Annotated in this window: 24 protein-coding genes; 12 read left to right on the top strand and 12 right to left on the bottom strand. The window is 49.3% G+C overall.

Going from position 1 to position 23,833, the window contains the following annotated elements; genetic code table 11:
• Nucleotides 1–2 precede the first annotated feature (2 nt).
• From murD to lpxC, 9 genes are all read left to right on the top strand, one after another.
• The gene (gene murD / locus AR688_RS11065) at nt 3–1,355 is read left to right on the top strand and encodes a UDP-N-acetylmuramoyl-L-alanine--D-glutamate ligase (RefSeq protein WP_231732041.1); all 1,353 of its coding nucleotides are present in this window, start codon (nt 3–5) and stop codon (nt 1,353–1,355) included.
• Nucleotides 1,352–2,563: a putative lipid II flippase FtsW gene (ftsW, locus tag AR688_RS11060; protein ID WP_068233351.1), complete on the top strand. Its 1,212-nt coding sequence runs from the start codon at nt 1,352–1,354 to the stop codon at nt 2,561–2,563. The genes murD and ftsW overlap by 4 nt, the downstream gene beginning before the upstream one ends.
• Entirely contained in the window at nt 2,556–3,656 is a 1,101-nt protein-coding gene (murG, locus tag AR688_RS11055) for an undecaprenyldiphospho-muramoylpentapeptide beta-N-acetylglucosaminyltransferase (protein WP_068233350.1), read from the top strand. The genes ftsW and murG overlap by 8 nt, the downstream gene beginning before the upstream one ends.
• A complete protein-coding gene (gene murC / locus AR688_RS11050; protein WP_068233349.1) occupies nt 3,653–5,122 on the top strand; it encodes a UDP-N-acetylmuramate--L-alanine ligase in 1,470 nt (489 codons plus the stop codon). The genes murG and murC overlap by 4 nt, the downstream gene beginning before the upstream one ends.
• Nucleotides 5,119–6,048: a D-alanine--D-alanine ligase gene (locus AR688_RS11045; protein ID WP_068233348.1), complete on the top strand. Its 930-nt coding sequence runs from the start codon at nt 5,119–5,121 to the stop codon at nt 6,046–6,048. Before murC ends, AR688_RS11045 begins: the two co-directional genes overlap by 4 nt.
• Before the next feature lie 2 nt (nt 6,049–6,050).
• Complete coding sequence (locus tag AR688_RS11040; protein ID WP_068233345.1) at nt 6,051–6,803, top strand: cell division protein FtsQ/DivIB; 753 nt, start codon at nt 6,051–6,053, stop codon at nt 6,801–6,803.
• Entirely contained in the window at nt 6,800–8,035 is a 1,236-nt protein-coding gene (gene ftsA / locus AR688_RS11035; RefSeq protein ID WP_068233342.1) for a cell division protein FtsA, read from the top strand. The genes AR688_RS11040 and ftsA overlap by 4 nt, the downstream gene beginning before the upstream one ends.
• Before the next feature lie 30 nt (nt 8,036–8,065).
• Nucleotides 8,066–9,226, top strand: a complete 1,161-nt coding sequence (gene ftsZ, locus AR688_RS11030) for a cell division protein FtsZ (protein ID WP_068233340.1) — start codon at nt 8,066–8,068, stop codon at nt 9,224–9,226.
• Between the two features lie 143 nt (nt 9,227–9,369).
• Complete coding sequence (gene lpxC / locus AR688_RS11025) at nt 9,370–10,281, top strand: UDP-3-O-acyl-N-acetylglucosamine deacetylase (RefSeq protein WP_068233335.1); 912 nt, start codon at nt 9,370–9,372, stop codon at nt 10,279–10,281.
• A gap of 30 nt (nt 10,282–10,311) precedes the next feature.
• Here lpxC and AR688_RS11020 read toward each other — a convergent pair whose 3' ends face one another.
• Nucleotides 10,312–10,800, bottom strand: a complete 489-nt coding sequence (locus tag AR688_RS11020; RefSeq protein WP_068233334.1) for a DciA family protein — start codon at nt 10,798–10,800, stop codon at nt 10,312–10,314.
• A gap of 57 nt (nt 10,801–10,857) precedes the next feature.
• On the opposite strand from AR688_RS11020, the gene AR688_RS20625 reads away from it, so the two are divergent.
• The 3 genes from AR688_RS20625 (at nt 10,858) to mutT (ending at nt 14,210) form a co-directional block, all read left to right on the top strand.
• Entirely contained in the window at nt 10,858–10,980 is a 123-nt protein-coding gene (locus AR688_RS20625; RefSeq protein ID WP_269433697.1) for a hypothetical protein, read from the top strand.
• 20 nt (nt 10,981–11,000) lie between these two features.
• Entirely contained in the window at nt 11,001–13,718 is a 2,718-nt protein-coding gene (secA, locus tag AR688_RS11015; RefSeq protein WP_068233333.1) for a preprotein translocase subunit SecA, read from the top strand.
• Nucleotides 13,719–13,793: 75 nt separating this feature from the next.
• Nucleotides 13,794–14,210, top strand: coding sequence for an 8-oxo-dGTP diphosphatase MutT (gene mutT, locus AR688_RS11010; RefSeq protein ID WP_068233330.1), 417 nt, complete (start codon nt 13,794–13,796; stop codon nt 14,208–14,210).
• A 33-nt stretch (nt 14,211–14,243) separates the two neighbouring features.
• Here mutT and yacG read toward each other — a convergent pair whose 3' ends face one another.
• The 11 genes from yacG to AR688_RS10955 form a co-directional block, all read right to left on the bottom strand.
• Entirely contained in the window at nt 14,244–14,471 is a 228-nt protein-coding gene (yacG, locus tag AR688_RS11005; RefSeq protein ID WP_068233327.1) for a DNA gyrase inhibitor YacG, read from the bottom strand.
• Nucleotides 14,472–14,554: 83 nt separating this feature from the next.
• Nucleotides 14,555–15,301 carry a cell division protein ZapD gene (gene zapD / locus AR688_RS11000; protein ID WP_068233326.1) on the bottom strand — a complete coding sequence of 249 codons (747 nt, stop codon included), beginning with the start codon at nt 15,299–15,301 and terminating at the stop codon, nt 14,555–14,557.
• Between the two features lie 47 nt (nt 15,302–15,348).
• A complete protein-coding gene (gene coaE / locus AR688_RS10995) occupies nt 15,349–15,954 on the bottom strand; it encodes a dephospho-CoA kinase (RefSeq protein ID WP_068233325.1) in 606 nt (201 codons plus the stop codon).
• The gene (locus AR688_RS10990; protein WP_068233322.1) at nt 15,954–16,832 is read right to left on the bottom strand and encodes a prepilin peptidase; all 879 of its coding nucleotides are present in this window, start codon (nt 16,830–16,832) and stop codon (nt 15,954–15,956) included. Before AR688_RS10990 ends, coaE begins: the two co-directional genes overlap by 1 nt.
• Nucleotides 16,832–18,061, bottom strand: coding sequence for a type II secretion system F family protein (locus AR688_RS10985; RefSeq protein WP_068233319.1), 1,230 nt, complete (start codon nt 18,059–18,061; stop codon nt 16,832–16,834). Before AR688_RS10985 ends, AR688_RS10990 begins: the two co-directional genes overlap by 1 nt.
• Before the next feature lie 114 nt (nt 18,062–18,175).
• Nucleotides 18,176–19,873 carry a type IV-A pilus assembly ATPase PilB gene (gene pilB / locus AR688_RS10980; protein ID WP_068233311.1) on the bottom strand — a complete coding sequence of 566 codons (1,698 nt, stop codon included), beginning with the start codon at nt 19,871–19,873 and terminating at the stop codon, nt 18,176–18,178.
• A 174-nt stretch (nt 19,874–20,047) separates the two neighbouring features.
• Nucleotides 20,048–20,344, bottom strand: a complete 297-nt coding sequence (locus AR688_RS10975) for a CcdB family protein (protein WP_068233308.1) — start codon at nt 20,342–20,344, stop codon at nt 20,048–20,050.
• Nucleotides 20,344–20,589, bottom strand: coding sequence for a type II toxin-antitoxin system CcdA family antitoxin (locus AR688_RS10970; protein WP_068233306.1), 246 nt, complete (start codon nt 20,587–20,589; stop codon nt 20,344–20,346). The genes AR688_RS10975 and AR688_RS10970 overlap by 1 nt, the downstream gene beginning before the upstream one ends.
• Nucleotides 20,590–20,768: 179 nt before the next feature.
• The gene (locus AR688_RS10965) at nt 20,769–22,148 is read right to left on the bottom strand and encodes a sulfatase-like hydrolase/transferase (protein WP_068233300.1); all 1,380 of its coding nucleotides are present in this window, start codon (nt 22,146–22,148) and stop codon (nt 20,769–20,771) included.
• 70 nt (nt 22,149–22,218) lie between these two features.
• Complete coding sequence (locus AR688_RS20620; RefSeq protein ID WP_068233297.1) at nt 22,219–22,620, bottom strand: prepilin-type N-terminal cleavage/methylation domain-containing protein; 402 nt, start codon at nt 22,618–22,620, stop codon at nt 22,219–22,221.
• 480 nt (nt 22,621–23,100) lie between these two features.
• Complete coding sequence (locus AR688_RS10955) at nt 23,101–23,760, bottom strand: DUF1294 domain-containing protein (protein WP_068233294.1); 660 nt, start codon at nt 23,758–23,760, stop codon at nt 23,101–23,103.
• Nucleotides 23,761–23,833: the final 73 nt, after the last annotated feature.

The raw sequence follows: 23,833 nt of genomic DNA, 5'->3' as shown, positions 1-23,833 counted from the left end.
CGATGACGTTAACGGAGACACAGAGTTTAATGATGCAGCATTTAGCGAAGAAACGCATTGCAGTTGTGGGGCTGGGCCTGTCGGGTCTGGCCACTGTGCGTTTTTTGTTAAGCCTGGGCGTTAAACCTGTGCTGATGGACAGCCGCAGCAAACCCGCCGGTATTGAACAAATTGCCGCTGAAAAGGTAGATGGCATTTACTTAGGCGAGCTGGACGCCAACCGGCTGGCCAAGATGGACATGATTATCTTAAGCCCGGGGTTATCGCCAACGCATCCGGCTATCCGCTTTGCGGTGGCACAAGGCGTAGAGCTGCTGGGCGATGTTGAGTTATTTGCCCGCTTTAATCATAAGCCGGTGGTGGCGATTACCGGCTCTAACGGCAAATCTACCGTGACGATGCTGGTAGAAGCCATGCTCAAATGCAGTGGTGTAAAAGCACTGGCGGCAGGCAATATCGGCTTGCCGGTACTCGATGCCATAGCACAACAAGACACCGATGTGTTTGTGCTTGAACTGTCCAGCTTTCAGCTTGACACCACAACAGGCCTGCATAGTGTGGCCAGCTGCATTTTAAATGTAAGCGCCGATCACTTAGATCGCTACCGTGATATGGCGGCTTATGCCGCGTCTAAACAGCGGGTATATCAGCATAGCCAACTGGCGGTATTTAATTTAGCTGACAGTGCCACCACACCTTCAATCAGTGCGCATACGCTGGGCATTAAACTGGCCGATTCCGCCTACGGCATTGCCGTTATTGACGGTAACCGCTGGTTAAATGTTGCCGGTGAGCCGCTGTTACCCATTAGCGAAATGACACTGTTTGGTGCTCATAACGAATTTAATGCCCTGGTAGCCTGCGCCTTAGCACTGGCGGCCGGTGCCAGCCGGGCAGGTTTAATCAGCGCGCTAAAACAGTTTGTGTCTTTGCCGCATCGCTGCATTTTAGTGGCCGAGAAAAACGCCGTGCGCTGGATCAACGACTCTAAAGCCACCAACATCGGCGCTACGCTGGCGGCTATTGCCGGTTTGCGCCCGGCGGTAAGCGGCAAGCTGATTTTAATTGCCGGTGGTGATGGTAAAGGCGCCGACATGGCCGAGCTAAAACCCGTGCTAGACAGCGACGTACAGCAGCTGATTACCCTGGGGCAGGACGGCCCGGTGATAGCCGCGCTTAAAGCCGGCAGTATTCAGGTAAAAACGATACAAGAGGCGGTAAAAACGGCGGCAAAGCTGGCTGCGCCTGGCGATATGGTATTGCTGTCACCGGCCTGTGCCAGCCTGGATATGTTTAAAAGTTATGCAGACCGTGGCGAGCAATTTGCCGCCGCTGTTAAGGCGGAGGTGCTATGAAACAGCTGGCACTGGATACGCTGAGAACTCAGCTGCAAAACCCGCTGCACATTATTACCAACTGGTGGAATGCCGATGATGGCGCTGCCTACGACAAGCTGTTTCTTACCTTGCTGCTGCTTATTCTGGCGGTGGGCGTGGTCATGGTTACCAGCGCGTCGGTGCCGGTTGCCGCCAGGCTGCACGGCAACGAACTGCATTTTACTATCCGGCATCTGGTGTATCTGGCGCTGGGGTTTTCTGCCGCACTGGTGGTGATTAATATTCCGGTGCAATGGTGGCACAACAGCAATATGTTACTGCTGTTTACCGGGCTGGCGCTGTTGGTCGCGGTATTGCTGTTTGGCCGTAACGTTAACGGCAGTACCCGCTGGTTATCCATTGGCCCTATTGGTTTGCAGTCGGCTGAGCCCGCCAAGCTGTTCTTCTTTGTTTATCTGTCCAGTTATCTGGTGCGGCGCCATGAAGAAGTGCGCGAGAACTTAAAAGGCTTCCTAAAACCCTTGCTGGTGTTATTTGCCTTTGCGGTGTTACTACTGATGCAGCCAGATTTAGGCACGGTCATTGTGATGTTTGCCACGGCTGTGGCTTTGCTGTTTTTGGCAGGTGCCAAGTTATGGCAGTTCTTCGGCCTTATTTTTACCGGCTTGATGGCGATTGGTGTACTGATTGTATACAGCGAATACCGCTGGAAACGGGTAACCGCATTTCTGGATCCCTGGGCTGACCCTTTTGGTAGTGGTTATCAGTTAACGCAGTCGTTAATGGCATTTGGTCGCGGCGGCTGGTTTGGCCAGGGCCTGGGTAACAGCATTCAGAAACTGGAATATTTGCCCGAAGCTCATACCGATTTTATTCTGGCCGTTATTGCCGAAGAAACCGGCTTTATCGGTGTTGCGTTGTTACTGGCGCTGATCTTTATGCTGGTGTACCGCGCCCTGTGGATTGGCCAGCGCGCTCTGGCAAAAAATATGAGCTTCCACGGCTTTTTAGCTTATGCACTGGCAATCTGGATTGGTTTTCAGTCGGCAGTAAACATTGGTGTAGCTACCGGCGCTTTACCTACCAAAGGCTTAACGCTGCCTTTTGTCAGCTCTGGCGGTAGTAGTTTAATTATTATGCTGGCCACTGCCGCGCTGTTACTGCGGATAGATTTTGAAGTGCGGCTAAAAGGCAAGCACGCCATCAGCGGAGGCCGTAATGACTAAACCGCGCATTCTGATTATGGCAGGCGGCACCGGCGGTCATATTTTCCCGGCGCAGGCGGTAGCGACTGCACTGTCTGCTGCCGGATGGCAAATTCACTGGCTGGGCACGGCTAACCGGATGGAAGCGACGTTGGTGCCGCAATTCGGCTGGCCATTTCATGCTATCAACGTTGCCGGGCTGCGCGGTAAAGGTGTGCTGTCTTTGCTAACCGCACCCTGGATGCTGGTTAAATCACTATTGCAGGCGCGCCAGGTGTTTAATACGGTGCAACCTGATCTGGTACTGGGTTTTGGCGGTTATGCCAGTGGCCCTGGTGGCGTGGCCGCCTGGTTAAAACGGCTACCGCTGTTTATTCACGAGCAAAATGCCGTTGCAGGCAGCACCAACCGGCTGCTGGCTAAGCTGGCCCGCAAGGTACTGGTAGCCTTTCCTGCGGCTTTTGCTGGCCATGCCAAACAACAGCTGGTGGGTAACCCGGTACGGGCAGAGCTTATTAATATTGCCGCAGCGCACGATTACAGCGGCAGTTTAAAAGTATTAGTCGTGGGCGGCAGTTTGGGGGCTCAGGCATTAAACGATAAATTGCCAGCCATTTTTGCCAAAGCGGCGCAGGCTGGTGTGCTTGAAGTGCGCCACCAAACCGGTAAAGCCATGCAACTGCAAACTGAACAGCAGTATCAGCAACTGGGCAATGCCAATTTAACCGCGCAGGCCAGCGCATTTATTGACGATATGGCGCAAGCCTATGCCTGGGCCGACGTAGTAATTTGCCGCGCCGGTGCTTCCACCGTCAGTGAGCTGGCGTGTGCCGGTGTGGCGGCGGTGTTTGTGCCGCTGCCAAGCGCAATAGACGATCACCAGAGTGCTAACGCCCGCTGGTTAACAGAACAGGGTGCTGCCTTGTTGCTGGCGCAGCACGAGTTAACAGAACAACGCTTGCTGCCGCTGCTGCAGCAATGGTTACACAGTAAAGCACCGTTACAGCAAATGGCCGTCAAAGCGCGTGCCTGTGCCTTGGATCATGCAACCGCACAGGTAGTGGCGCTATGTCAGCAGGTAGTAGGTCAGCAAGTAGCAGGACAGAATTTATGATAAGTACACCGCAACAGAAAAAACTGGCAATGCGCCGCGTTGAGCGTATTCACTTTGTCGGCATTGGTGGTGCCGGTATGGGCGGTATTGCCGAAGTGCTGGTTAATGAAGGTTATAACGTATCGGGCTCCGACATTGCGCCTAATGCTGTTACTGAACGCTTAATTACGCTGGGTGCCAGCGTGCTGTTTGGCCATGATGCCGGCCATGTTAATGGCGCCAGCGTAGTAGTGGTTTCAAGTGCTATTAACAGCAATAACCCTGAAGTAGCTGCCGCTCGTGAGTTACGTATTCCTGTAGTGCGCCGCGCAGAAATGCTTGGCGAGCTAATGCGCTTTCGCCATGGTATCGCCGTTGCTGGTACGCACGGTAAAACCACTACCACCAGTTTGTTGGCGTCTATTTTCGCTGAAGCCGGTACCGACCCTACTTTTGTTATTGGTGGTCTGCTTAATTCAGCCGGTTCTAACGCCCGGTTGGGCAGCGGACGTTATTTAATTGCTGAAGCCGACGAGAGCGACGCATCTTTCCTGCACCTGCAACCCCTGGCTACAGTGATCACCAATATCGAAGCTGATCACATGGACACCTATCAGGGCGACTTTGAAAAGCTAAAAGCCACCTATCTGGAATTTTGCCACAACCTGCCATTTTATGGCGTGGTAGTGGTATGTATCGACGATCCGGTGCTGCGCGCGCTGATCCCGCAAATTGGCCGCACCGTGCTGACGTACGGCTTTAGTGACGACGCTGATTTTGTCATCAGTGAATTCAGCCAAAGCGGCACCCAAAGCCGGTTTGTGATCACCGACAACACTATTGGCGATAACAGCGGTAATCAACGCGAAGTGGTACTGAATTTACCCGGCAAACATAATGCGTTAAATGCCACTGCCGCCTTTGCGCTGGCGCTGGATGAAGGCATCAGCGAGCAGGCCATACTGGCTGCGCTGAGCAAGTTTGAAGGTATAGGCCGGCGTTTTCAGCAGTACGGTGAATTTGATACCGGTAACGGCAAAGTACTGCTGCTGGACGACTACGGCCATCACCCAACCGAAGTGGCTGCCACTATTGCTGCGGCGCGGGCTGCCTGGCCACAGCGCCGGTTGGTTATGGCTTATCAGCCACACCGTTTTACCCGTACCCGTGATTTGTACGAAGACTTTGCCAAAGTGCTGTCTACGGTAGATAAGCTATTGCTGTTGGAAGTGTATTCAGCCGGAGAAGCGCCGATTGCCGGTGCCGACAGCCGCAGTTTATGCCGCTCTATCCGCGCCCGTGGCACGCTGGACCCAATTTATGTTGCCGAGCCTGCCGAGCTTGCTGCCAGCCTGGCTGGTGTGCTGCAGGATGGCGATGTAGTGCTGACACAAGGTGCCGGCAATATCGGCGCTTTAGTTAAAAAGCTGGCGGCTATGCAGCTGAATATTGACCAACTTAAAGCCAGCGCAGGAGTACAGGCATGACTAGCAATGTAAATGCTTTTGGCAAAGTCGCCGTAATGTTTGGCGGTAACTCTGCCGAGCGCGAAGTGTCGCTGCGCTCTGGCACTGCGGTATTAAAAGCCCTGCAAGATGCAGGTGTAAATGCCTTTGCTTTTGATCCACAAACCCAGTCACTGGCTGAGTTAGCGGCCACCGCAGCGCAACGGGTATTTATTGTGTTACATGGCCGTGGTGGTGAAGATGGCAGCATGCAAGGCGCACTGCAACAACTGGGCTTACCTTACACCGGCAGCGGTGTACTGGGTTCTGCTCTGGCGATGGACAAAATCCGCTGTAAATGGCTGTTTCAGGCGCAGCAATTACCAACGGCTCCTTTTGCCGTAGTACACAACAACGACACCGATTTTGCCGGTTTGCTGGCCAGCCTTGGCGGCAAAGTAATGGTTAAGCCAGCCAATGAAGGCTCCAGCATTGGCATGAGTGCCGCCAGCACAGCAGAAGAGCTGGAGCAGGCCATTCGCGCGGCACTGAAATACGACAGCGAAATTTTAGTTGAACGCTGGATAAACGGCCGCGAGTTTACTGTCGCTATGTTAAATGGCCAGGTACTGCCGGTAGTGGAAATGCGCACACCACGCGCCTTTTACGACTACGAAGCCAAATACCAGGCCAACAGCACTGAATACTTATGCCCGGCGCCATTAAGCGCAGAGCAAACCGCCGCGATGCAAGACACTGCGCTTAAGGCTTTTAATGCAGTGGGTGCATCAGGTTGGGGCCGGGTAGACATTATGCTGGACCAAAGCGGCCAGCACTATTTACTGGAAGTAAACACTGTGCCGGGTATGACAGAAAAATCGCTGGTACCTATGGCCGCTAAAGCCGCTGGTCTGAGTTTTCAGCAATTAGTTCTGGCAATACTTAACCAGACCGAAGGAACAAAATAACTATGAACTGGCGCCTGCCTCAGCTGCAATTTAAACAACGCCCGGCATTTTATGCCGGAGTGCTGTTTTTTATTGTCGCGGTAGCAGCGCTGGCATGGACAGGGGCAAAAATCAGCGACTGGATGCAAAGCCAGCAAAGTGCGCCGGTGCGTCAGGTGCGCTTATACGGTGATTTTCATCATATCGATGCCACCGTACTGCACCAGACTCTGCAACAGCAGTACGTCGGTAACTTTTTTAGCGTGAACGTGGATCAGGTGCAGCAGTTCCTGTTACAGCAACCCTGGGTATATCAGGTGGCCGTGCGCAAACAATGGCCTGATGCTCTGGTTGTGGTGGTAACAGAACAACGACCGGTAGCAATCTGGAATCAGCAGCAATTACTTAATACACAGGGCGAGGTTTTTCAGGCGCCCGTAGAACAGCTGAAAACAGCATTGCCAATGTTAACCGGCCCCGAAGGCAGCCAACAGGATGCACTTGCCATGTTCCGCCATATGCAGGGCTTATTGGCCCTGCATAAATTTAATGCCGTGGCGCTGGGTTTAACCGAGCGTTTTTCCTGGCAGGTAAGCCTGAGCAACGGTGTTGCACTAAAGCTGGGGCGAGAAGACACCTTAAAACGGCTACAGCGCTTTATCGAGCTGTATCCGGTTATCAGTAAACACAAAACCGAAGCCGTAGCCGAAGTAGATTTGCGCTACGACACCGGTATAGCGGTGCGTTACAGCACTGAACAAAAGAGAAAAGCATGACTAAGTCGTTGGATAGAGATCTGATTGTTGGCCTGGATATCGGCACTGCCCAGATAAAAGCGGTGGTGGGCGAAATTACTGCTGATGACAAGCTTAGCATTGTCGGCGTGGGTACTCATGTATCCCGCGGTATGGATAAAGGCGGCGTTAACGATTTGAATCTGGTGGTGCAGGCTGTGCAGCGCGCCATTGACGAAGCCGAGCTGATGGCAGATTGCCGCGTATCCTCAGTGTATTTAGGCATTACCGGTAAACATATCCGCTGCCAGAACGAAAGCGGCATGGTACCGATTAACGACACTGAAGTGACTGCAGAAGACGTCGCCAATGTGATCCACGCTGCTAAATCCGTACCTATTTCGGCCGAGCGGCGCATGCTGCACGTGCTGCCGCAGGAGTTCTCGGTAGATATGCAGGAAGGCATTAAAAGCCCGGTGGGCATGTCTGGTGTGCGGATGGAAGCCCGCGCGCACATTATTACCTGCGCCAACGACATGGCAAAGAACATTGAAAAGTGCGTTGAGCGCTGTGGCCTGCAAGTCGATCAACTTATTTTTACTTCGCTGGCCTCCAGTTTCGCCGTGCTGACCGACGATGAAAAAGAGCTTGGCGTCTGCGTAGTGGATATGGGCGGCGGTACTATTGATATCTCTATTTATACCAATGGTGCGCTGCGCCACACCGCCGTGATCCCGGTAGCCGGTAATCAGGTTACCAGTGATATTGCCAAAATCTTCCGTACGCCGCTAAGCCATGCTGAAGACATCAAAGTGCAGTATGCCTGTGCGCTGCGCAGCATGGTGGGTAAAGAAGAAAGCATTGAAGTACCAAGTGTTGGTGGCAGGCCGGCAAGGTCTATGTCGCGCCATACCCTGGCTGAAGTAGTAGAGCCACGTTATCAGGAATTATTTGAGCTGGTGCTGGAAGAAATTCGCAGCTCTGGCCTGGAAGAGCAAATCGCTGCCGGTGTCGTACTTACCGGGGGCACCGCCAAGATGGAAGGCGCGGTGGAATTTGCCGAAGACATTTTTCAGATGCCGGTGCGGGTAGGGCAGCCTATGCATGTTACTGGTTTAAAAGAGTACGTACAGGACCCGGCTTATGCCAGCGTGGTAGGGCTGTTGTTGTACGGTAAAGATGCACGCACCCAGCAGAAAAAAAATGTTGATGTGCGCGATTCAGTAAGTAGCTTCGTCAAACGGATCAGCAGCTGGTTCAAAGGCGAATTTTAAGTTAGTAAGCGTAGAAACGGAGAGAGAGCTATGTTTGAATTAATGGAAAACCACAGCGAAGAAGCTGTTATTAAAGTAATAGGTGTTGGTGGCGGCGGCGGTAACGCTGTTGAGTACATGGTTGCCAGCAATATCGAAGGTGTAGAGTTTGTTGCGGCCAATACCGACGCTCAGGCTCTGCGTAATTCATCAGCCAACATTACGCTGCAGTTAGGCGCAAATGTTACTAAAGGTTTAGGTGCTGGTGCCAACCCGGAAATCGGCCGCCGTTCAGCCGAGGAAGACCGCGAAACCATCAAGAAAACCCTGCAGGGCGCTGATATGATTTTTATCGCAGCCGGTATGGGCGGTGGTACAGGTACCGGTGCAGCACCAATCGTGGCCGAAGTGGCGCGTGAACTGGGTATCTTAACCGTGGCAGTGGTAACCAAACCATTCCCGTTCGAAGGTAAAAAGCGTACCGCTTATGCTGACGAAGGTATTCTGGAGCTGAGCAAGCATGTTGATTCCTTGATCACCATTCCAAACGACAAGCTGTTAAAAGTGCTGGGTAAAGGCACTAGTTTGCTGGATGCGTTTAAAGCCGCCAACAACGTGTTGCTGGGCGCTGTGCAGGGTATCGCTGAATTAATTACCCGTCCGGGTTTGATCAACGTCGACTTTGCCGACGTACGTACCGTGATGTCAGAAATGGGCACCGCCATGATGGGTAGTGGCCGTGCTTCTGGCCCGGATCGGGCAGAAGAAGCTGCTGAGCAGGCTATTTCCAGCCCACTGCTGGAAGATATTGATTTATCAGGTGCCAAGGGTATTCTGGTTAATATCACAGCCGGTTTAGATATCAGCATCGAAGAGTTTGAAATTGTCGGTAACGCAGTAAAAGCTTTTGCGTCTGAAAATGCCACTGTAGTAGTAGGTGCGGTAATCGACCCTAACATGCATGACGAACTGCGTGTAACGGTAGTTGCCACCGGTATTGGTGCAGACCGCCGGCCGGACATCAGCCTGGTGCAAAATCACCGCGCTGAGCCAATGCCTGTGTACGTACAACACGGTAACACCATGCAAAAACCTGCACCGCAGGCCATGCGTGAAGAACAGCCAACCGCTGCCGTGAAAGCACAGCCAGAAAGCAAAGCGAATATCGATATTTTTGATATTCCGGCGTTTTTACGCAAACAAGCCGACTAAGTCTATACTCAGTATAGTTTTAGTTGCAGGCAGGGCCGACAGCAGGGTTAAGCTGCTGTTCAGTGGAATTTGGCATAATTGCCACATTATGCTATGCTTCGCCACCATTTTGTGATTGCTTATTATTTGAGCAGGAAGAAATTATGATTAAACAACGTACCATCGACAAAACAGTCAGCTCCATTGGAGTGGGATTGCACAAAGGCGAAAAGGTTACGCTTACTCTCCGACCTGCGCCGGACAACACGGGTATCGTGTTCCGTCGTGTTGATCTCGATCCTGTGGTCGATTTCAAAGTAACACCTGAGTTAGTAGGTGATACGGTGATGTGTACCTGTTTAATCAATGAAAATGGCGTGCGCTTATCTACCACTGAACACCTGATGGCGGCCATTGCCGGGCTGGGGATCGACAACCTGGTGGTTGAAGTTGACTCAGCTGAAATTCCTATTATGGATGGCAGTGCCAACCCGTTCGTTTATTTGCTGCTTGAAGCCGGTGTGGCAGAGCAGCGCCAGGCGAAAAAGTTTATCCGCATTAAAAAGTCTGTACGGGTAGAAGACGGCGACAAATGGGCCGAATTTAAGCCGCATCATGGCTTTAAAATTGATTTTGCCATTGAATTTAACCACCCGGTGATTGCAGAAACCACGCAGCATATGCAAATGGATTTCTCCGCCGCTGGTTTTATTAAAGATATCAGCCGTGCCCGCACCTTTGGTTTTTTGCATGAAGTAGAGTACCTGCGTGCAAATAACCTGGCATTGGGCGGCAGTTTTGACAACGCCGTAGTACTGGACGAATACCGGGTATTAAACCAGGACGGACTGCGCTACGAAGACGAATTTATTAAACATAAAATCCTCGATGCTATCGGCGATTTATATATGGCAGGTTACAGCATTCTGGGCGAGTTTAAAGCCTTCAAAACCGGGCATGCCCTGAATAATCAGCTGTTATGCGCTGTGCTGGCTAAGCAGGAAAACTGGGAATTTGTTACCTTTGAAGACAAAGCCCAAATGCCAATATCTTATCTGGCACCTCAGCTGGCCTGAGTGACAACTTAAGCTACAAACAAACCCGGTTTAGCCGGGTTTTGTTTTTCCGCTATTTGGCTGTTGTGTATCAGCGTTCTGCGCCAGTTTTAACAATGCTTGTTTTAACGCCCCTTCGCTGTTTTGCGCTACCGAGCGCAGCGCTGAAGCGGCATTGTCAGACAGCTGATGGCTGTTTTTCTGCGCTACCGGCAGTTGCAGTTTGGTGATCTGGCCGTTAGGTGAGGCTTCTATCTCAATTCCGGCTAAATCAGGCAAGATTTTTCGGCGAAAATTGTCTAGAATGGCGTCGCGCTGCATTTTTAAACTGGTCAGCCAGGGCGCTGAGGCACACAAGATCACCGCCCGGCCGTCACGAATACAGCTGACCTGACAGAAACTAAGTTGCTCCAGTTGTAATACCTCGGCTAATACCCGGTTCAGCTGTTGCACCAGGCTTACCTGTTGTTGCTTTGATGCCAGAGTACTGTGGGCCAGCACTTTGCTGATATCCAGAGGCTTTTGTGTATAGCGGGCCATTGCCTTTAAGCACCTGCAACAAGTAAAAACATCTGTGCAGTGTAACAGCTTCTTCAGATGCAGAGAATGTTGCACCTTGAAAGCGTTGGCATGGGGCACCATATCTGGCGTAAGATGCTGAAGCTTTCACACTTTTTACTGGCCGGGCATAGCGCCGCCGGGGCTGCACTGCAGTTTTAACTTAACATGGTATTTGGATAATGTTTGGAAAACTTTTTACCAAATTATTTGGTAGCCGCAACGACCGCTTCTTAAAAAAACTAGAAAAACAAGTACAGCAGATCAATGCGTTAGAGGCAGAACTTGAAGCCTTATCCGACGACCAGCTGAAACAAAAAACCGCAGAATTTAAACAGCAACTGGCCAATGGCAGCACGCTTGAAAGCATTTTGCCGCAAGCCTTTGCCACTGTGCGTGAAGCCAGTAAGCGTGTATTTGGCATGCGCCACTTTGATGTGCAATTGCTGGGCGGTATTGTGCTGCATCAGGGCAAAATTGCTGAAATGCGTACCGGTGAAGGTAAAACCTTAACGGCCACCTTGCCGGCTTATCTAAATGCGTTAAGCGGTAAAGGCGTACATGTTATTACCGTAAACGACTATCTGGCCCGGCGCGACGCCCAAACTAACGCGCCGTTATTTTCTTTCCTTGGTTTAAGCGTTGGCGTTAACGTACCTGGCATGGCGCACCCTGAAAAGCACAAAGCTTACGCCGCTGATATTACCTACGGCACTAACAACGAGTTTGGCTTTGATTACCTGCGCGACAATATGGCATTTTCACCGCAGGACCGCGTGCAGCGTGATCAGGCGTTTGCCATTATCGATGAAGTGGATTCAATCTTAATTGACGAAGCCCGTACCCCACTTATTATCTCTGGCCCGGCCGAAGACAGCTCAGAACTGTACAAACAAATTAACCTGCTGGTACCGCAGTTAGTTAAGCAAGAAAAAGAAGACGAAGAGGGCGCGCATGGCGATGGCCACTTCACCGTAGATGAAAAAGCCCGTCAGGTATATTTAACTGAACAAGGCCAGATTAAAGTAGAAGACATGCTGCGCGAGCAAGGTATGATAGGCGAGCACGACACTCTGTTCTCTGCTGCTAATATTACCTTGTTGCACCATGTGTATGCGGCCTTACGTGCGCACCAGCTGTTTAAGCGCGATGTGGATTACGTAGTAAAAGACGGCGACATCGTTATTGTTGATGAACATACCGGCCGTACTATGGAAGGCCGCCGCTGGTCTGAAGGTTTACACCAGGCAGTAGAAGCCAAAGAAGGGATGAAAATTCAGAACGAAAACCAAACGCTTGCCTCTATTACCTTCCAGAATTATTTCCGTCTGTACGACAAACTGTCGGGCATGACAGGTACTGCAGATACCGAAGCCTTTGAATTCCAGCAAATTTATGGCCTGGAAACTATAGTATTGCCAACTAACCGGCCTATGGTTCGTAAAGATATGGCCGATTTGGTGTATTTAAATGCCGAAGATAAATACCAGGCCATTATTGAAGACATTATTCAAACCCGTGATGCCGGCCGTCCGGTGCTGGTAGGTACGGCTTCAATTGAAAGCTCAGAGTATTTATCCGGCCTGCTTAACAAAGCCAAAATTAAACACCAGGTGTTAAACGCCAAATTCCACGCCAACGAAGCCCAGATTATTGCTCAGGCCGGTCAGCCAGGTACGGTAACTATCGCCACCAATATGGCCGGTCGTGGTACTGATATTGTGTTGGGGGGCAGTTTACAAGCTGAACTGACTGCACTGGGTGAAGACGCCAGTGCTGAGCAAATTGCTAAAGTTAAAGCCGACTGGCAGGTGCAGCACGATGCCGTGATCAGTTCTGGTGGTTTGCATATTATCGGTACTGAGCGCCACGAATCACGCCGTATCGACAACCAGTTACGTGGTCGTTCAGGCCGCCAGGGCGATCCGGGTTCCAGCCGTTTTTATCTGTCGCTGGACGATGCGTTGATGCGTATTTTTGCTTCAGATCGTATGGCAGGCATGATGCGCCGCCTGGGCATGGAAAAAGGCGAAGCCATTGAACACCCATGGGTGAGCCGCGCCATTGAAAACGCGCAGCGTAAAGTAGAAGCGCGTAACTTTGATATTCGTAAACAACTGCTTGAATTTGACGATGTTGCCAACGATCAGCGTAAAGTTGTGTACGAGCAACGTAATGAACTACTGGACGCTACCGATATCAGCGAAACCATTAGCGCTATCCGTACAGATGTTATCGAAGGCGTGATCAGCCAGTATATTCCGCCACAGTCGCTTGACGAAATGTGGGATATACCGGGTTTAGAGCAACGTTTAAAAGCCGATTTCAACCTTGAGCTGCCTATTACGCAATGGCTGGCTGACGACAAAAAACTGTTCGAGGAAAAACTGCGCGAGCGTATTCAGCAGGAAGTTGAGCAGGCCTACAGCCATAAAGAACAAATGGTTGGCCCGCAGGTACTGCGTCAGTTTGAAAAAGCCATTATGCTGCAAAGCCTGGACACGCACTGGAAAGAGCATCTGGCAGCGATGGACCATCTGCGTCAGGGCATTAACCTGCGCGGTTATGCCCAGAAGAACCCAAAACAGGAATACAAGCGCGAGGCCTTTGAACTGTTTTCTACCATGCTGGAAAACCTGAAAGTTGACGTTGTCGGCGTATTAAGCCGCGTGCAGGTACGTGCAGCAGAAGACGTAGAAGCCGTAGAAGACCAACGCCGTAAAGCCGATGCGGTACCGCACGATTACCAGCACGCAGAAGCAGAGCATGTTGGTGGCGAGATCCCAGAGGATGCCCCACGCGCTCCGGTATTTCGTGACCAGGATAAAGTAGGCCGTAACGACCCTTGTCCTTGTGGCTCAGGTAAAAAGTATAAGCAGTGCCACGGTAAACTGGTTTAACTGTTACACAACAGTATCAATACAGAGTCAGCTTAGGCTGACTCTTTTGTTTTGGTGTCAGGCAGGTAGGTAATAATGCAAACAACAGTGCAAAATAAAGTCGTGCATGTGGCGGTTGGCGTAATAGTACGCCAGCAACAAATTTTACTGGCGCTGCGCAGCAGCAAACAGCATCAGGGCGGCAAATGGGAGTTTCCCGGTGGTAAGGTAGAGGCGGGCGAAACAGTGCCGCAGGCGCTTAACCGTGAGCTGCAGGAAGAGGTGGCAATAAGTGTTAGCCAAAGCAGCCCATTAATGCAGTTAGAATACGCTTATCCGGAAAAAACCGTGCTGCTGGATATTTGGCTGGTAACCGAATTTAGCGGCGAACCGCACGGCCGTGAAGGCCAGCCACTGCGCTGGGCGACAGTGGCAGAGCTAACAGAAATTCCGTTTCCGGATGCTAACCAGCCAATCGTCGCGCGTATTCAGCAGTTATTTGCGCCAGAGTAATATCGCCGTAACGCCAGCTTGTTGGTTAGCGGCTTAATGCTTAAAAAACTCATTATCCTGCGCGATAAATTCTTGTTCCAGCTCGGCCAGATATTCTTCTGACAAGGCCGCGTCTATCGGCGCTTTGTCGGGTATGCGGTGGTTTTCTGCTGCCCAATCGCCTAAATCAATTAATTTACAGCGCTCAGAACAAAAAGGGCGAAACGGTGAAGCAGCCGACCAGACTACATCTTTATCACAGGTTGGGCATTTTACATTCATGCGTGAGCTCCGGCTTAATTTGCGCCAATGTTAGCATTTTCAGGCTGTCACGGCACGGCAACTTACAGCAAAGATGCTTACTGTTAGCAGCAGGCCAGCTCGAAGCTGATGCTTTGGTCGCTGTTGCTGCGCCCGGCGTCATCACACAGCTGCATAAAGCGGATAGCATAGCGGTACTTATTGCCACTCACGGTAGGGTAAACTCCTGCGTCTATCGGATAGCGGATACGCAGTAACTCGTGCTGATCAGTATTGCTTTGATAAAAACCGTTATCGGCAACGACAGCAGTAAACTGGCCTTTTTCCCGGCTAAAACCTAACACAAAGCTTATTGCCTCTAACAGCAGGCCAAATTCATGGCACCAGCCGGCGGCCATTTGCTGGCGTTGTTCCAGTGGTAAGTTAAACCAGTAGTGCAATTGGGGTACATCAAAATAGCAGGTGCCACCGGGAATAGAAAAACGCTGGCGTAGTGGTGCCAGAAACTTATCTTCTTTTAAGTTACCGACAAACTTGCCGCTGCGCAGCAGCTCGCTTTGTAAGCGCACCGCCTTTTGCAGTACCGGTTTTAGCTTGTCGCCAGACACCGAAGGGTGATTAGCCCAGGCCACCAGTGCGCTTTCACAGCGCTCGCAGTCTTTGATTAAATCGGGGCGAATATCGTTGCGGTCCAGCACTTCTACCAGATCAAACAGCGCATTAAAGAATGCCTGTTGCTGCCACTCAGAATCCAGATCGTTGAGGTTGTGCAGCTGTGCCAGTAAATATTCCAGACGCAGATAAGTGCGCAGTTTCTCATTAAGCGGATGTTCGTAGATAAGTTCTGTCATGAGTTTGCTGTATCACACCTGTTGTGACAGCAGACTGAAGGCCCCGTTTACTGTGCGGCGGCCAGTTGCAGATACTGTTGATGCAAGGCGGCAACGCGGGGAGTTAAATCAGCAATACTGCTGTCGTTTTTAATAATATCATCAGCCAGTTTTAGCCGCTCTGGCCGCGAAATTTGCGCCGCCATAATGGCTTTTATCTGCTGCTCGTTGGCGCTGTCACGCGCCATGGCACGTTGTAGCTGCAGGCTTTCGGGTAAATCTATCACCAGTACCCGCTGCACATACTGGTTAAGTTTATTCTCTAAAAGCAAAGGCGCCACTAATAACGCATAAGGCGATGTCAGCGCGGCCAGTTGCGTTAATAATTCCTGCCGTATCGCCGGGTGTAACAGTTGCTCTAACCAGAGTTTGTCTGCACTGTTACTAAATACACGCTGGCGTAAACTGGCGCGGTTAAGCTCGCCATTGGTTTGCAAAATATCTGCACCAAAATGCGCGCTTATGGCTGCCAGGCACGGCGTACCGGGCATCACGACTTCACGCGCTACAATGTCGGCGTCTACATATTGTACGCCATGGCTGGCAAACAGCTCTGTTACCGTGCTTTTACCACAACCAATGCCACCGGTAAGGCCAACAACAACAGCTGACATTACAGGCCTAAATAGCGTAAATACGCACTTGTTATTTGCTCGCCCCATAACAGGGCTATCCAGCCGGCAGCGGCAATATAAGGGCCAAAGGGTATCGGAGTAGCTTTGTTTTTACCCTGCACACTTAGCAATATTACGCCTACTATGGCACCCACACAGGACGACAGTAGAATAATAAGCGGTAATTGTTGCCAGCCCAGCAGGGCACCAAAAACAGCCAGCAACTTAAAGTCGCCGTAGCCCATGCCCTCTTTGCCGGTAAGCAATTTAAACAGCCAGTATACGCTCCATAAACTGAGGTAACCGGCAGCGGCGCCAACAATAGCCTGCCCCGGATTAACAAAGGCTGAACTACTAAGGCTGAATAACAGCGCCAGCCACAGCAATGGCAGGGTTAGCTGATCAGGCAACAGCATTTTATCTATATCAATAAAGGTAAGGGCGATAAGTGTCCAGGTGGTAACTATCAGCACCGCGGCAGGCAAACCAAAACCCAGCTTCCAGGCCACTAACGCCGACAGTACCGCGGTTAAGGCTTCTACCACCGGGTAGCGTATGCTTATTGGTGTGCTGCAACTGCGGCATTTGCCTTTTAGCAGCAACCAGCTAAGTACGGGGATATTGTCACGCGCCAACACCGGTGAATTACAGCTGGGGCAGCTTGAGCGCGGCACCGCCAGGTTAAACTTAGCCGGTGCTGCGGCTGTAGCAGCAGATAAAAAATAGGCTTTATATTCTTGCTGCCATTCGTTTTCCATCATCTTTGGCAAGCGGTAAATTACCACATTTAAAAAACTGCCAATAATCAGGCTTAATATTGCCGTGGCAGTAATAAATAACGCCGGGTACAGGCTGAATAATTCTGTTAACTGCTGCATCAGATTATTGAACCCATCTTGAAAATTGGTAAATACATGGCAATAATCAGGCCGCCTATTACCACACCCAGTACCGCCATTATCATTGGCTCCAGTAGCGCTGTTAAACCATCTACGGCGTCGTCTACTTCCTGCTCATAAATATTAGCCACTTTGGCCAGCATACTGTCTAACGCGCCGGATTCCTCACCAATGGCCACCATTTGGATCACCATTTCCGGGAACTGCTTAGTTTGTTTCATAGCTATATGCATCTGGTTACCGGAGGAGACTTCTTCACGAATAAATAAAATGGCATTCTTATACACCTCGTTGCCCGAGGCGCCAGCGGCTGACTCCAGCGCTTCAATTAACGGCACACCGGCAGCAAAGGTGGTAGATAGCGTGCGGGCATAACGCGCTACCGCGGCTTTATTTAAAATATTGCCGATTACCGGCAGTTTAATAATAAGCCCGTCTGCCCAGGTACGAAACGTCAGGTTACTACCATAAGCTTTTTTAACTATAAAAAAAGTGGCTATCAAACCTACCAGCACTACCCACCAATAAGCCTGCATCAGCTCGGAAATACCCAGTACAAACTGCGTAAAGGCGGGTAATTCGGCACCAAAGCCAGCAAAAATTTCGGCAAACTGCGGCACGACAAAAACAAGTAAAATAGAAGTGACTATACCGGCTATCACTAAAACGGCTATCGGGTAAAACATTGCCTTTTTAATTTTAGATTTTAGCGCTTCGGCCTTTTCTTTATAAATGGCTAAGCGGTCAAAAATGGCATCTAACGCGCCCGAGGCTTCGCCCGATTTCACTAAATCGCAGTATAATTCATCAAAGTATTTTGGGTGCTCGCGCAGGGTTTCTGATAAGGGCAAACCGGCCTGAACTTTAACCGAAATTTTTTGCATTAAAGTGCGCAGGCTTTTATTTTCCGCGCCATTGGCAATTAAGTCGATCGATTGTACCAGTGGTACCCCGGCGCCCAGCATAGTGGCAATTTGCCGGGTAAAAATAGCAATATCCAACGCGGTAATTTTTTTACCGTCGCCAAATAACGATTTAGGCTTTTTCTTTACGCCTGACGGGGTAATACCCTGTTGGCGCAGCAGCGCTTTTACTTCGGCAATACTGGTGCCTTTTATTTCACCGTCAACTTTTTTACCGCGCCGGTTAACGCCTTTATAGGTAAATGCTTCCAGCTCTTTTATTTTAAATTGTTGTGCCTGAGCCATGTTGGTTTCCTGTTGCAGCGCCTTAGCGCATAAAAGTCAAAATCTGCTATCACTTATCACTCACAACTAAACACTCACCACTAAACACTAAGCATTAACCACTCAGCGCCAGCGTCAGCCTTTTGTCACCCTGTTTATTTCGGCCAGGCTGGTTAAACCGGCTGCCGCTTTAATAAGGCCAGACTGGCGCAGGTTATTTACCCCTTCTAACTGGGCCTGGGTAGCAATATCCAGCGAGTTACCGCCCTGCATAATAATATCGGCCATTTTGCCGCTCACCGGCATGACTTCATAAATACCTACCCTGCCTTTGTAACCATTGGTGCAGTGGTCGCAACCTACAGGTTTAAACACTTTAACTGTTGGCAGTTGCTGTGGTGTAAAGCCCTGCTTTAGCAGTTCCTGCTCGGGCAGTATTTCTTGTTGCTTGCAGTAACTACATAGCCGCCGCGCCAGGCGCTGGGCAATAATTAACGACACTGAGCTTGCCACGTTATAAGACGGCACGCCCATATTCAGTAAACGGGTAAGGGTTTCCGGTGCCGAGTTAGTGTGCAGGGTAGATAACACCAGGTGGCCGGTTTGTGCGGCTTTAATGGCAATTTCGGCAGTTTCTAAATCGCGTACCTCACCAACCATTACTACGTCGGGGTCTTGCCGTAAAAAGGCTTTTAACGCCGATGCAAAGGTTAAGCCTGCGCGCGGGTTAACCTGTACCTGGTTCACGCCGGGCAGGTTAATTTCTACCGGGTCTTCAGCGGTAGAAATATTAGTTTCGCTGGTATTTAAAATAGCCAAACCGGTATACAGCGATACCGTTTTACCAGAGCCTGTCGGGCCGGTTACTAAAATCATACCCTGTGGCTGGGCCAGCGCTTCTAAATACAGCTTTTTCTGATGTTCTTCATAACCTAATATATCTATGCCCAGCATGGCGCTGTCAGAATCCAGAATACGCATTACCACTTTTTCGCCCCACAAGGTGGGCAGGGTGCTAACACGAAAATCAATCGACTTTTTCGCCGACAACTTTAATTTAATGCGGCCATCCTGCGGTACGCGCTTTTCGGCAATATCCAGCCGCGACATAACCTTTAACCGGGCTGATAACCGGGTAGCCAGTGCCACCGGCGGGTTGGCAACTTCATGTAAAATGCCGTCAATACGAAAGCGAATGCGGTAAATTTTTTCGTAGGGTTCAAAGTGTAAGTCGGACGCGCCTTTGCGTATGGCATCCAGCAGCATTTTATTAATAAAGGCAATGATCGGCTGGTCTTCTTTATCGGGCATAGCGCCCGGGCCGTCATCGTCGTCGGTTTCAACGATGCCCATAGAGCCTAAATCCCAGTCACTTTCGGCAAAGTCACCGCCCAGGCTGCTATCAAATATTTTATCAATTAGCTTATGCAGTTTGTCGTATTCAACTACCACTACCTCGGCATTTAAGCCGGTGTTAAATTCAAAATCTTCAATGGTTTGAATATTGGTAGGGTCGACCACTGCCAAAAAAATATTACGGCCACGTTTACCCAGCGGCAGCATATCGGTTTTACGGATCAGTTTTTCGTTACGTAAGTCTTCTGGAATACTTGTCGCGTCATAGTGTTCCAAATCCAGGCTAATTGCCTGGCTAATGCTGGCGGCAGCCTGCGCTAATACTGTGGCGGTAATAAGCTTTTCGTTAATCAGTAATTCAGGCAGGTTTTTATACTGGCCACCTTTGTCGGCTACCGCTTTAGTGGCACGTTCGCTATTTAGCAAACCCAGTTGTACCAGGCGCCTAAAAAGAGTTGAGGTAGTGGTAACGGCCATTAAACGAAAACATCCTGATTTTGCTAATAAGATTTTTCTGAATTGCTTGATTATGCCACTAAATGCCGGTTATTCAAGTTAAACAGCGGCTAAGGGACAGTTGTAGTAAAAAGGTGGTTTAATAGTCTGTAACATCTGGAGTTGCCCCCGAAGGTTACGAAGATTCTAAAGGTTCTAGAAACCAACAAGCAGCATATCCAGTGCTTCGGATACTTCCTGTTGCTGCTCAATCAGGCTGCCTATTTTCTGCTTTAACTCGGTTTCTGGAATGGCTGCCATAAACTGAGTCGCCATCAGATACGATTGATTTTCAATGTCAAAAATAGGGTTTAAGCGTTTCGCTGCTTTTGGCGCTGTGCCCAGAGGTAATAGAGGTACAACCACTCGGGTGTTCAGGCCTGCTAATAAATTTGTCTGGACATCAAGTAAAAGGCCAGGGCTACCTGATAGATAAACGTCAAAGCGAGCCATTAGAAATGCTGGTACTGTGCGAGCGGTAAGCCATGATGGGCAACAAAATCGTTTGAGCTTTCAATTGCCTGGTTGTTCTCTTGCAGCCAGCGCTGCTGTTTTTGCTGACTAACTGCTTGTGCAAGCCCGGCCTCGGCGGATTGCGACACATTAATACCCAGTTGTTTTGCCTCTTGCAATAACTGACTGTCGATAGAGAGATTTGTGCGTTTTTTGTGAGTTGCTTCAGGGCCAGTGCCTAACATAGTTGTATCCCGCCGCGGAGTTGTGTATTAAATATACACATCATTAAGTTGTGGTTCAAGGGTGTGGCGTGGCATGGCATTAAAAGAAAAAGCCAGCATGTTTAGCTGGCTTTTGTAATATGGATTTGACCCCGAAGGTCATTAACAATTGGATCTGCCCCCCAAGGTTCCTCCAAAGATTAGTATGCAGCCACTTTAAAACTCACCCAGTTAATGCGATTGTCAACAAAGTAGGTATTTTTTTCCTTCTTATCGGTTATTACAGGTGCGTGATCTGACACCACAATAACTCTAACACCCTGCAGTTTGTGTTCAGCTATTTGCTGCGCCAGAACATAAAAGAATTGCGCCTGCAGTTTTAAATTTCGGCATGACTGTGTACTTGGGTCTACAGCAAAGCGTTGGCAATCGAACTGGTTGGTGATTAAATCTCTTTCATCATAAATGGCATGAGAATTTAATGTTAGCCAGTAGGCAAATCTTTTACCGGGGTTTGCCAGCTCTTCGACAACCTTATTGATCAGCTCAAAATCACAGCCGCCGGGATAAGAGTAACAGCGCCGTGACCATTCAAAGTTTTCAAAAAAGTTACTATTCTGGAATCCTGCTTGGCTATACCAGTAGATTCTGTCATACATCACGCCAGACGCAGCATGAAAAGCGGAAGTAGTGTAGCCACGCTGTTTAAGTTTATTAGGAAGACAGTTTTCAAACCCGGCGGTGACGTCTTTTAAATTAAAATGATTGGGGGATAATTGACACAATTCACGCAGCTCACCTGCAACCGTGGCGCCGGTAAAGTTTATTTGTCCCGAATCAATTTCTGTTACATGCTCATTTAGATGAACGACAGACTGAAGCAGTTGCTCAGTAATACCTGGGTTGGCCGTTACTCCCCATGATTCATTTATAATTAATAGTAGCTTCTCATCATCGTTATAACCAAACGTAGAGGCGTTTTCGCTGGTAGCACTTGGAGGGATATATTTGCTAAATGCCTCTCCATCGGCGTAAAAGTATTGATGAAACAGTCTGGTGCGGTGTTTAACGGTATGCAGTGTTGGGCTGCCAACAAATGCAGCATTATCTATGCGCCAGATACGTTCAGTATTATCGGCAGGCGCTGAATAGACACCTATGGTATATATACCAAGCGCGATATTAAATAGCGCCAACGCTTGAGTTAAATTTGTATTTTTACGTAGTGTTACTGCATAAAACATAAAAAAGATCAGCCAGAGCACGGTACAGGCAGTAGCAATCTGATAAGCCACAGGTGCTTCGGGCAAAAAGCTAGACAAATACATTAGATGATCAAGTCGTGCGAATTGGAATACCTGTACTACCAGCGCTAAAACATCCAGTAATAAAAATACAGCAAAAGCAACATAACCAATAATCGGAACACGTGAATAAACAAATAACGCTGCAAATAAATAATCAATATTAACCGGTGACCTGCCGAGGTTAAGATAAGCCGCTACTGAGAATAAAAATACATTGGGTAAAATAAGCAGGTAAAAAATGGGCTTAAGGTATTTTATGCGGAGGTTATGCACTTTTAAGTTACGCCGTTGGGTAAAGAAAAAAGCACTTCGCTTAGCGAAGTGCTTTTCAGTCAGGTAGACATTAGCTGTCTAAGCCTGCACCTTTTTCGCATTGTTCGACAGTAGTTGTGCCTACGCCAGCCATGGAATAAGTTAACACACCGGCAGCGGTTAAATCAGCTGTCAATATGCAACCTTGGTTCGTCCAAATTAAATCACCATCCACAGCTTCAGCGATTGCTGCGGTAGAGGCAATTTTTGGATCGGCAGTAACTTCGCTGTTTAATGTCTCACAACCAATGCCGGTTTGAACGCAAGCTTGCATTTTGCTTACATAAGCAGAGATACCTTTCATTGCCTGACCACCATAAGAGGTGGCTACATATTCACGGTAAGCTGGCAATGCTACTGCAGCCAAAATACCGATGATCGCTACTACGATCATTAATTCAATTAAGGTAAAACCTTGTTGTGTACGTTTCATTTTAACTTCTCCTGATTTTTTATTTAGCCTTTAAGGCTAGATGCTATTTTGAGCAATTTATTTAGAGCCGCAAGTGAAATGTAGCTAAATTTAATTTAAATGCATAACTAATTAAATTAAAACAGATTTTAGTTGTTTCTAATAAAGGTTGTCGCCATATTTATTAGTAATAAAGTACTAGTTTTACAGCTCTAATAAAGTGATTACGCAGCTAAATCCGTTTTTACTTATCGCAATTTACTGTGTAACCATCGACAGTATAGTGCATTTATCAGGTAATAAAGGCCGGGAAGTTTGGCGGAAATAAAGTAGTGGGGTTGCTGTTTATTGGCCAAAGTTGCTGGCCACTGCTATGCAGGTTTTTATCGGAAGCCATATTTCAATTACCGTGCGGTATATGGCAGCAATTAATAGCTGTTCTTTTAATCGCTGCTCTTGTGGTGAAGTGTTTGCGGCAAGCCAGGCCAGTTTTACTGCATCTTACCCGGCCCAAAGTGCCATACGGGCTAAAAATTGCTCCCCCCAGGGCGATAACAGCCAGATAACCAGTAAGGTATTACCCAAAATAACAAAGCCAAATTCACGCCTGAACGATTGTTTGCTGCGTTTGTGTGCCAGTTGTTGCTGGGCAAGATAAGCACCGGGCCAGCCACCAATTAAGCTAAATAGCTGCAGGCTTTCTTCAGTAAGACGGTTGCCGTGGCGGGCGATGGCGGCTTCTTTATCGGTTTTGTATAGCCAGTAGGTAAATAAGCTGGCTTCAAGGTATAGCAGCGGCAAAATATACAGCAGGCGGCCAAACAGCAGGGCGATAATAACGGCTATAAGAAAACTGATACGAAACAGCAGGGCTATCTGGTTAGCGTATTGAATGCTGAGGCTGTCAGAGTGCACGGTGGCTTTATATGGCGGTGCTGATGTGGTGGTTTTGGCGGTAGCAAATTGCCAGGGGGCGGCAATGTCACGGCTTTGTTTATCCTGTTTTACGCTAAATTGCAGTGTGTCACCCATTTGCGGACGGCCTTCGGTGCCGGCATGATCGCGGATATGGAAAAACAGTTTTTGCTGGGTCTGATCGCATACCACAAAGCCAAAGCCTTTATCGTCGCGCCAGAACACCACTTTACCGGTTAACTGCATGGTAGTTGGGTAAACTCTGGGGTTGATTACAGCTGTGACTGTAACAAGGAGCAATAAGTTTAACCAGCAACAA

It is taken from the genome of Rheinheimera sp. EpRS3 (genome assembly GCF_001513785.1).
Classification (GTDB): domain Bacteria; phylum Pseudomonadota; class Gammaproteobacteria; order Enterobacterales; family Alteromonadaceae; genus Alishewanella.
This window is presented reverse-complemented; position numbering and strand designations above follow the sequence as displayed.

Excerpts from the sequence above, each read along its gene's own strand:
- AR688_RS10970 (WP_068233306.1), bottom strand. The coding sequence starts at position 20,589 with ATGTTAGGCACTGGCCCTGAAGCAACTCACAAAAAACGCACAAATCTC.
- lpxC (WP_068233335.1), top strand. The coding sequence starts at position 9,370 with ATGATTAAACAACGTACCATCGACAAAACAGTCAGCTCCATTGGAGTG.
- AR688_RS11045 (WP_068233348.1), top strand. The coding sequence starts at position 5,119 with ATGACTAGCAATGTAAATGCTTTTGGCAAAGTCGCCGTAATGTTTGGC.
- yacG (WP_068233327.1), bottom strand. The coding sequence starts at position 14,471 with ATGAATGTAAAATGCCCAACCTGTGATAAAGATGTAGTCTGGTCGGCT.
- murG (WP_068233350.1), top strand. The coding sequence starts at position 2,556 with ATGACTAAACCGCGCATTCTGATTATGGCAGGCGGCACCGGCGGTCAT.
- AR688_RS10985 (WP_068233319.1), bottom strand. The coding sequence starts at position 18,061 with ATGGCTCAGGCACAACAATTTAAAATAAAAGAGCTGGAAGCATTTACC.
- AR688_RS20625 (WP_269433697.1), top strand. The coding sequence starts at position 10,858 with ATGCAGAGAATGTTGCACCTTGAAAGCGTTGGCATGGGGCACCATATC.
- AR688_RS10990 (WP_068233322.1), bottom strand. The coding sequence starts at position 16,832 with ATGCAGCAGTTAACAGAATTATTCAGCCTGTACCCGGCGTTATTTATT.
- mutT (WP_068233330.1), top strand. The coding sequence starts at position 13,794 with ATGCAAACAACAGTGCAAAATAAAGTCGTGCATGTGGCGGTTGGCGTA.
- AR688_RS10955 (WP_068233294.1), bottom strand. The coding sequence starts at position 23,760 with ATGCAGTTAACCGGTAAAGTGGTGTTCTGGCGCGACGATAAAGGCTTT.
- ftsW (WP_068233351.1), top strand. The coding sequence starts at position 1,352 with ATGAAACAGCTGGCACTGGATACGCTGAGAACTCAGCTGCAAAACCCG.
- ftsZ (WP_068233340.1), top strand. The coding sequence starts at position 8,066 with ATGTTTGAATTAATGGAAAACCACAGCGAAGAAGCTGTTATTAAAGTA.
- murC (WP_068233349.1), top strand. The coding sequence starts at position 3,653 with ATGATAAGTACACCGCAACAGAAAAAACTGGCAATGCGCCGCGTTGAG.
- AR688_RS10975 (WP_068233308.1), bottom strand. The coding sequence starts at position 20,344 with ATGGCTCGCTTTGACGTTTATCTATCAGGTAGCCCTGGCCTTTTACTT.
- AR688_RS11040 (WP_068233345.1), top strand. The coding sequence starts at position 6,051 with ATGAACTGGCGCCTGCCTCAGCTGCAATTTAAACAACGCCCGGCATTT.
- AR688_RS20620 (WP_068233297.1), bottom strand. The coding sequence starts at position 22,620 with ATGAAACGTACACAACAAGGTTTTACCTTAATTGAATTAATGATCGTA.
- pilB (WP_068233311.1), bottom strand. The coding sequence starts at position 19,873 with ATGGCCGTTACCACTACCTCAACTCTTTTTAGGCGCCTGGTACAACTG.
- ftsA (WP_068233342.1), top strand. The coding sequence starts at position 6,800 with ATGACTAAGTCGTTGGATAGAGATCTGATTGTTGGCCTGGATATCGGC.
- AR688_RS11020 (WP_068233334.1), bottom strand. The coding sequence starts at position 10,800 with ATGGCCCGCTATACACAAAAGCCTCTGGATATCAGCAAAGTGCTGGCC.
- secA (WP_068233333.1), top strand. The coding sequence starts at position 11,001 with ATGTTTGGAAAACTTTTTACCAAATTATTTGGTAGCCGCAACGACCGC.
- murD (WP_231732041.1), top strand. The coding sequence starts at position 3 with ATGACGTTAACGGAGACACAGAGTTTAATGATGCAGCATTTAGCGAAG.
- zapD (WP_068233326.1), bottom strand. The coding sequence starts at position 15,301 with ATGACAGAACTTATCTACGAACATCCGCTTAATGAGAAACTGCGCACT.
- coaE (WP_068233325.1), bottom strand. The coding sequence starts at position 15,954 with ATGTCAGCTGTTGTTGTTGGCCTTACCGGTGGCATTGGTTGTGGTAAA.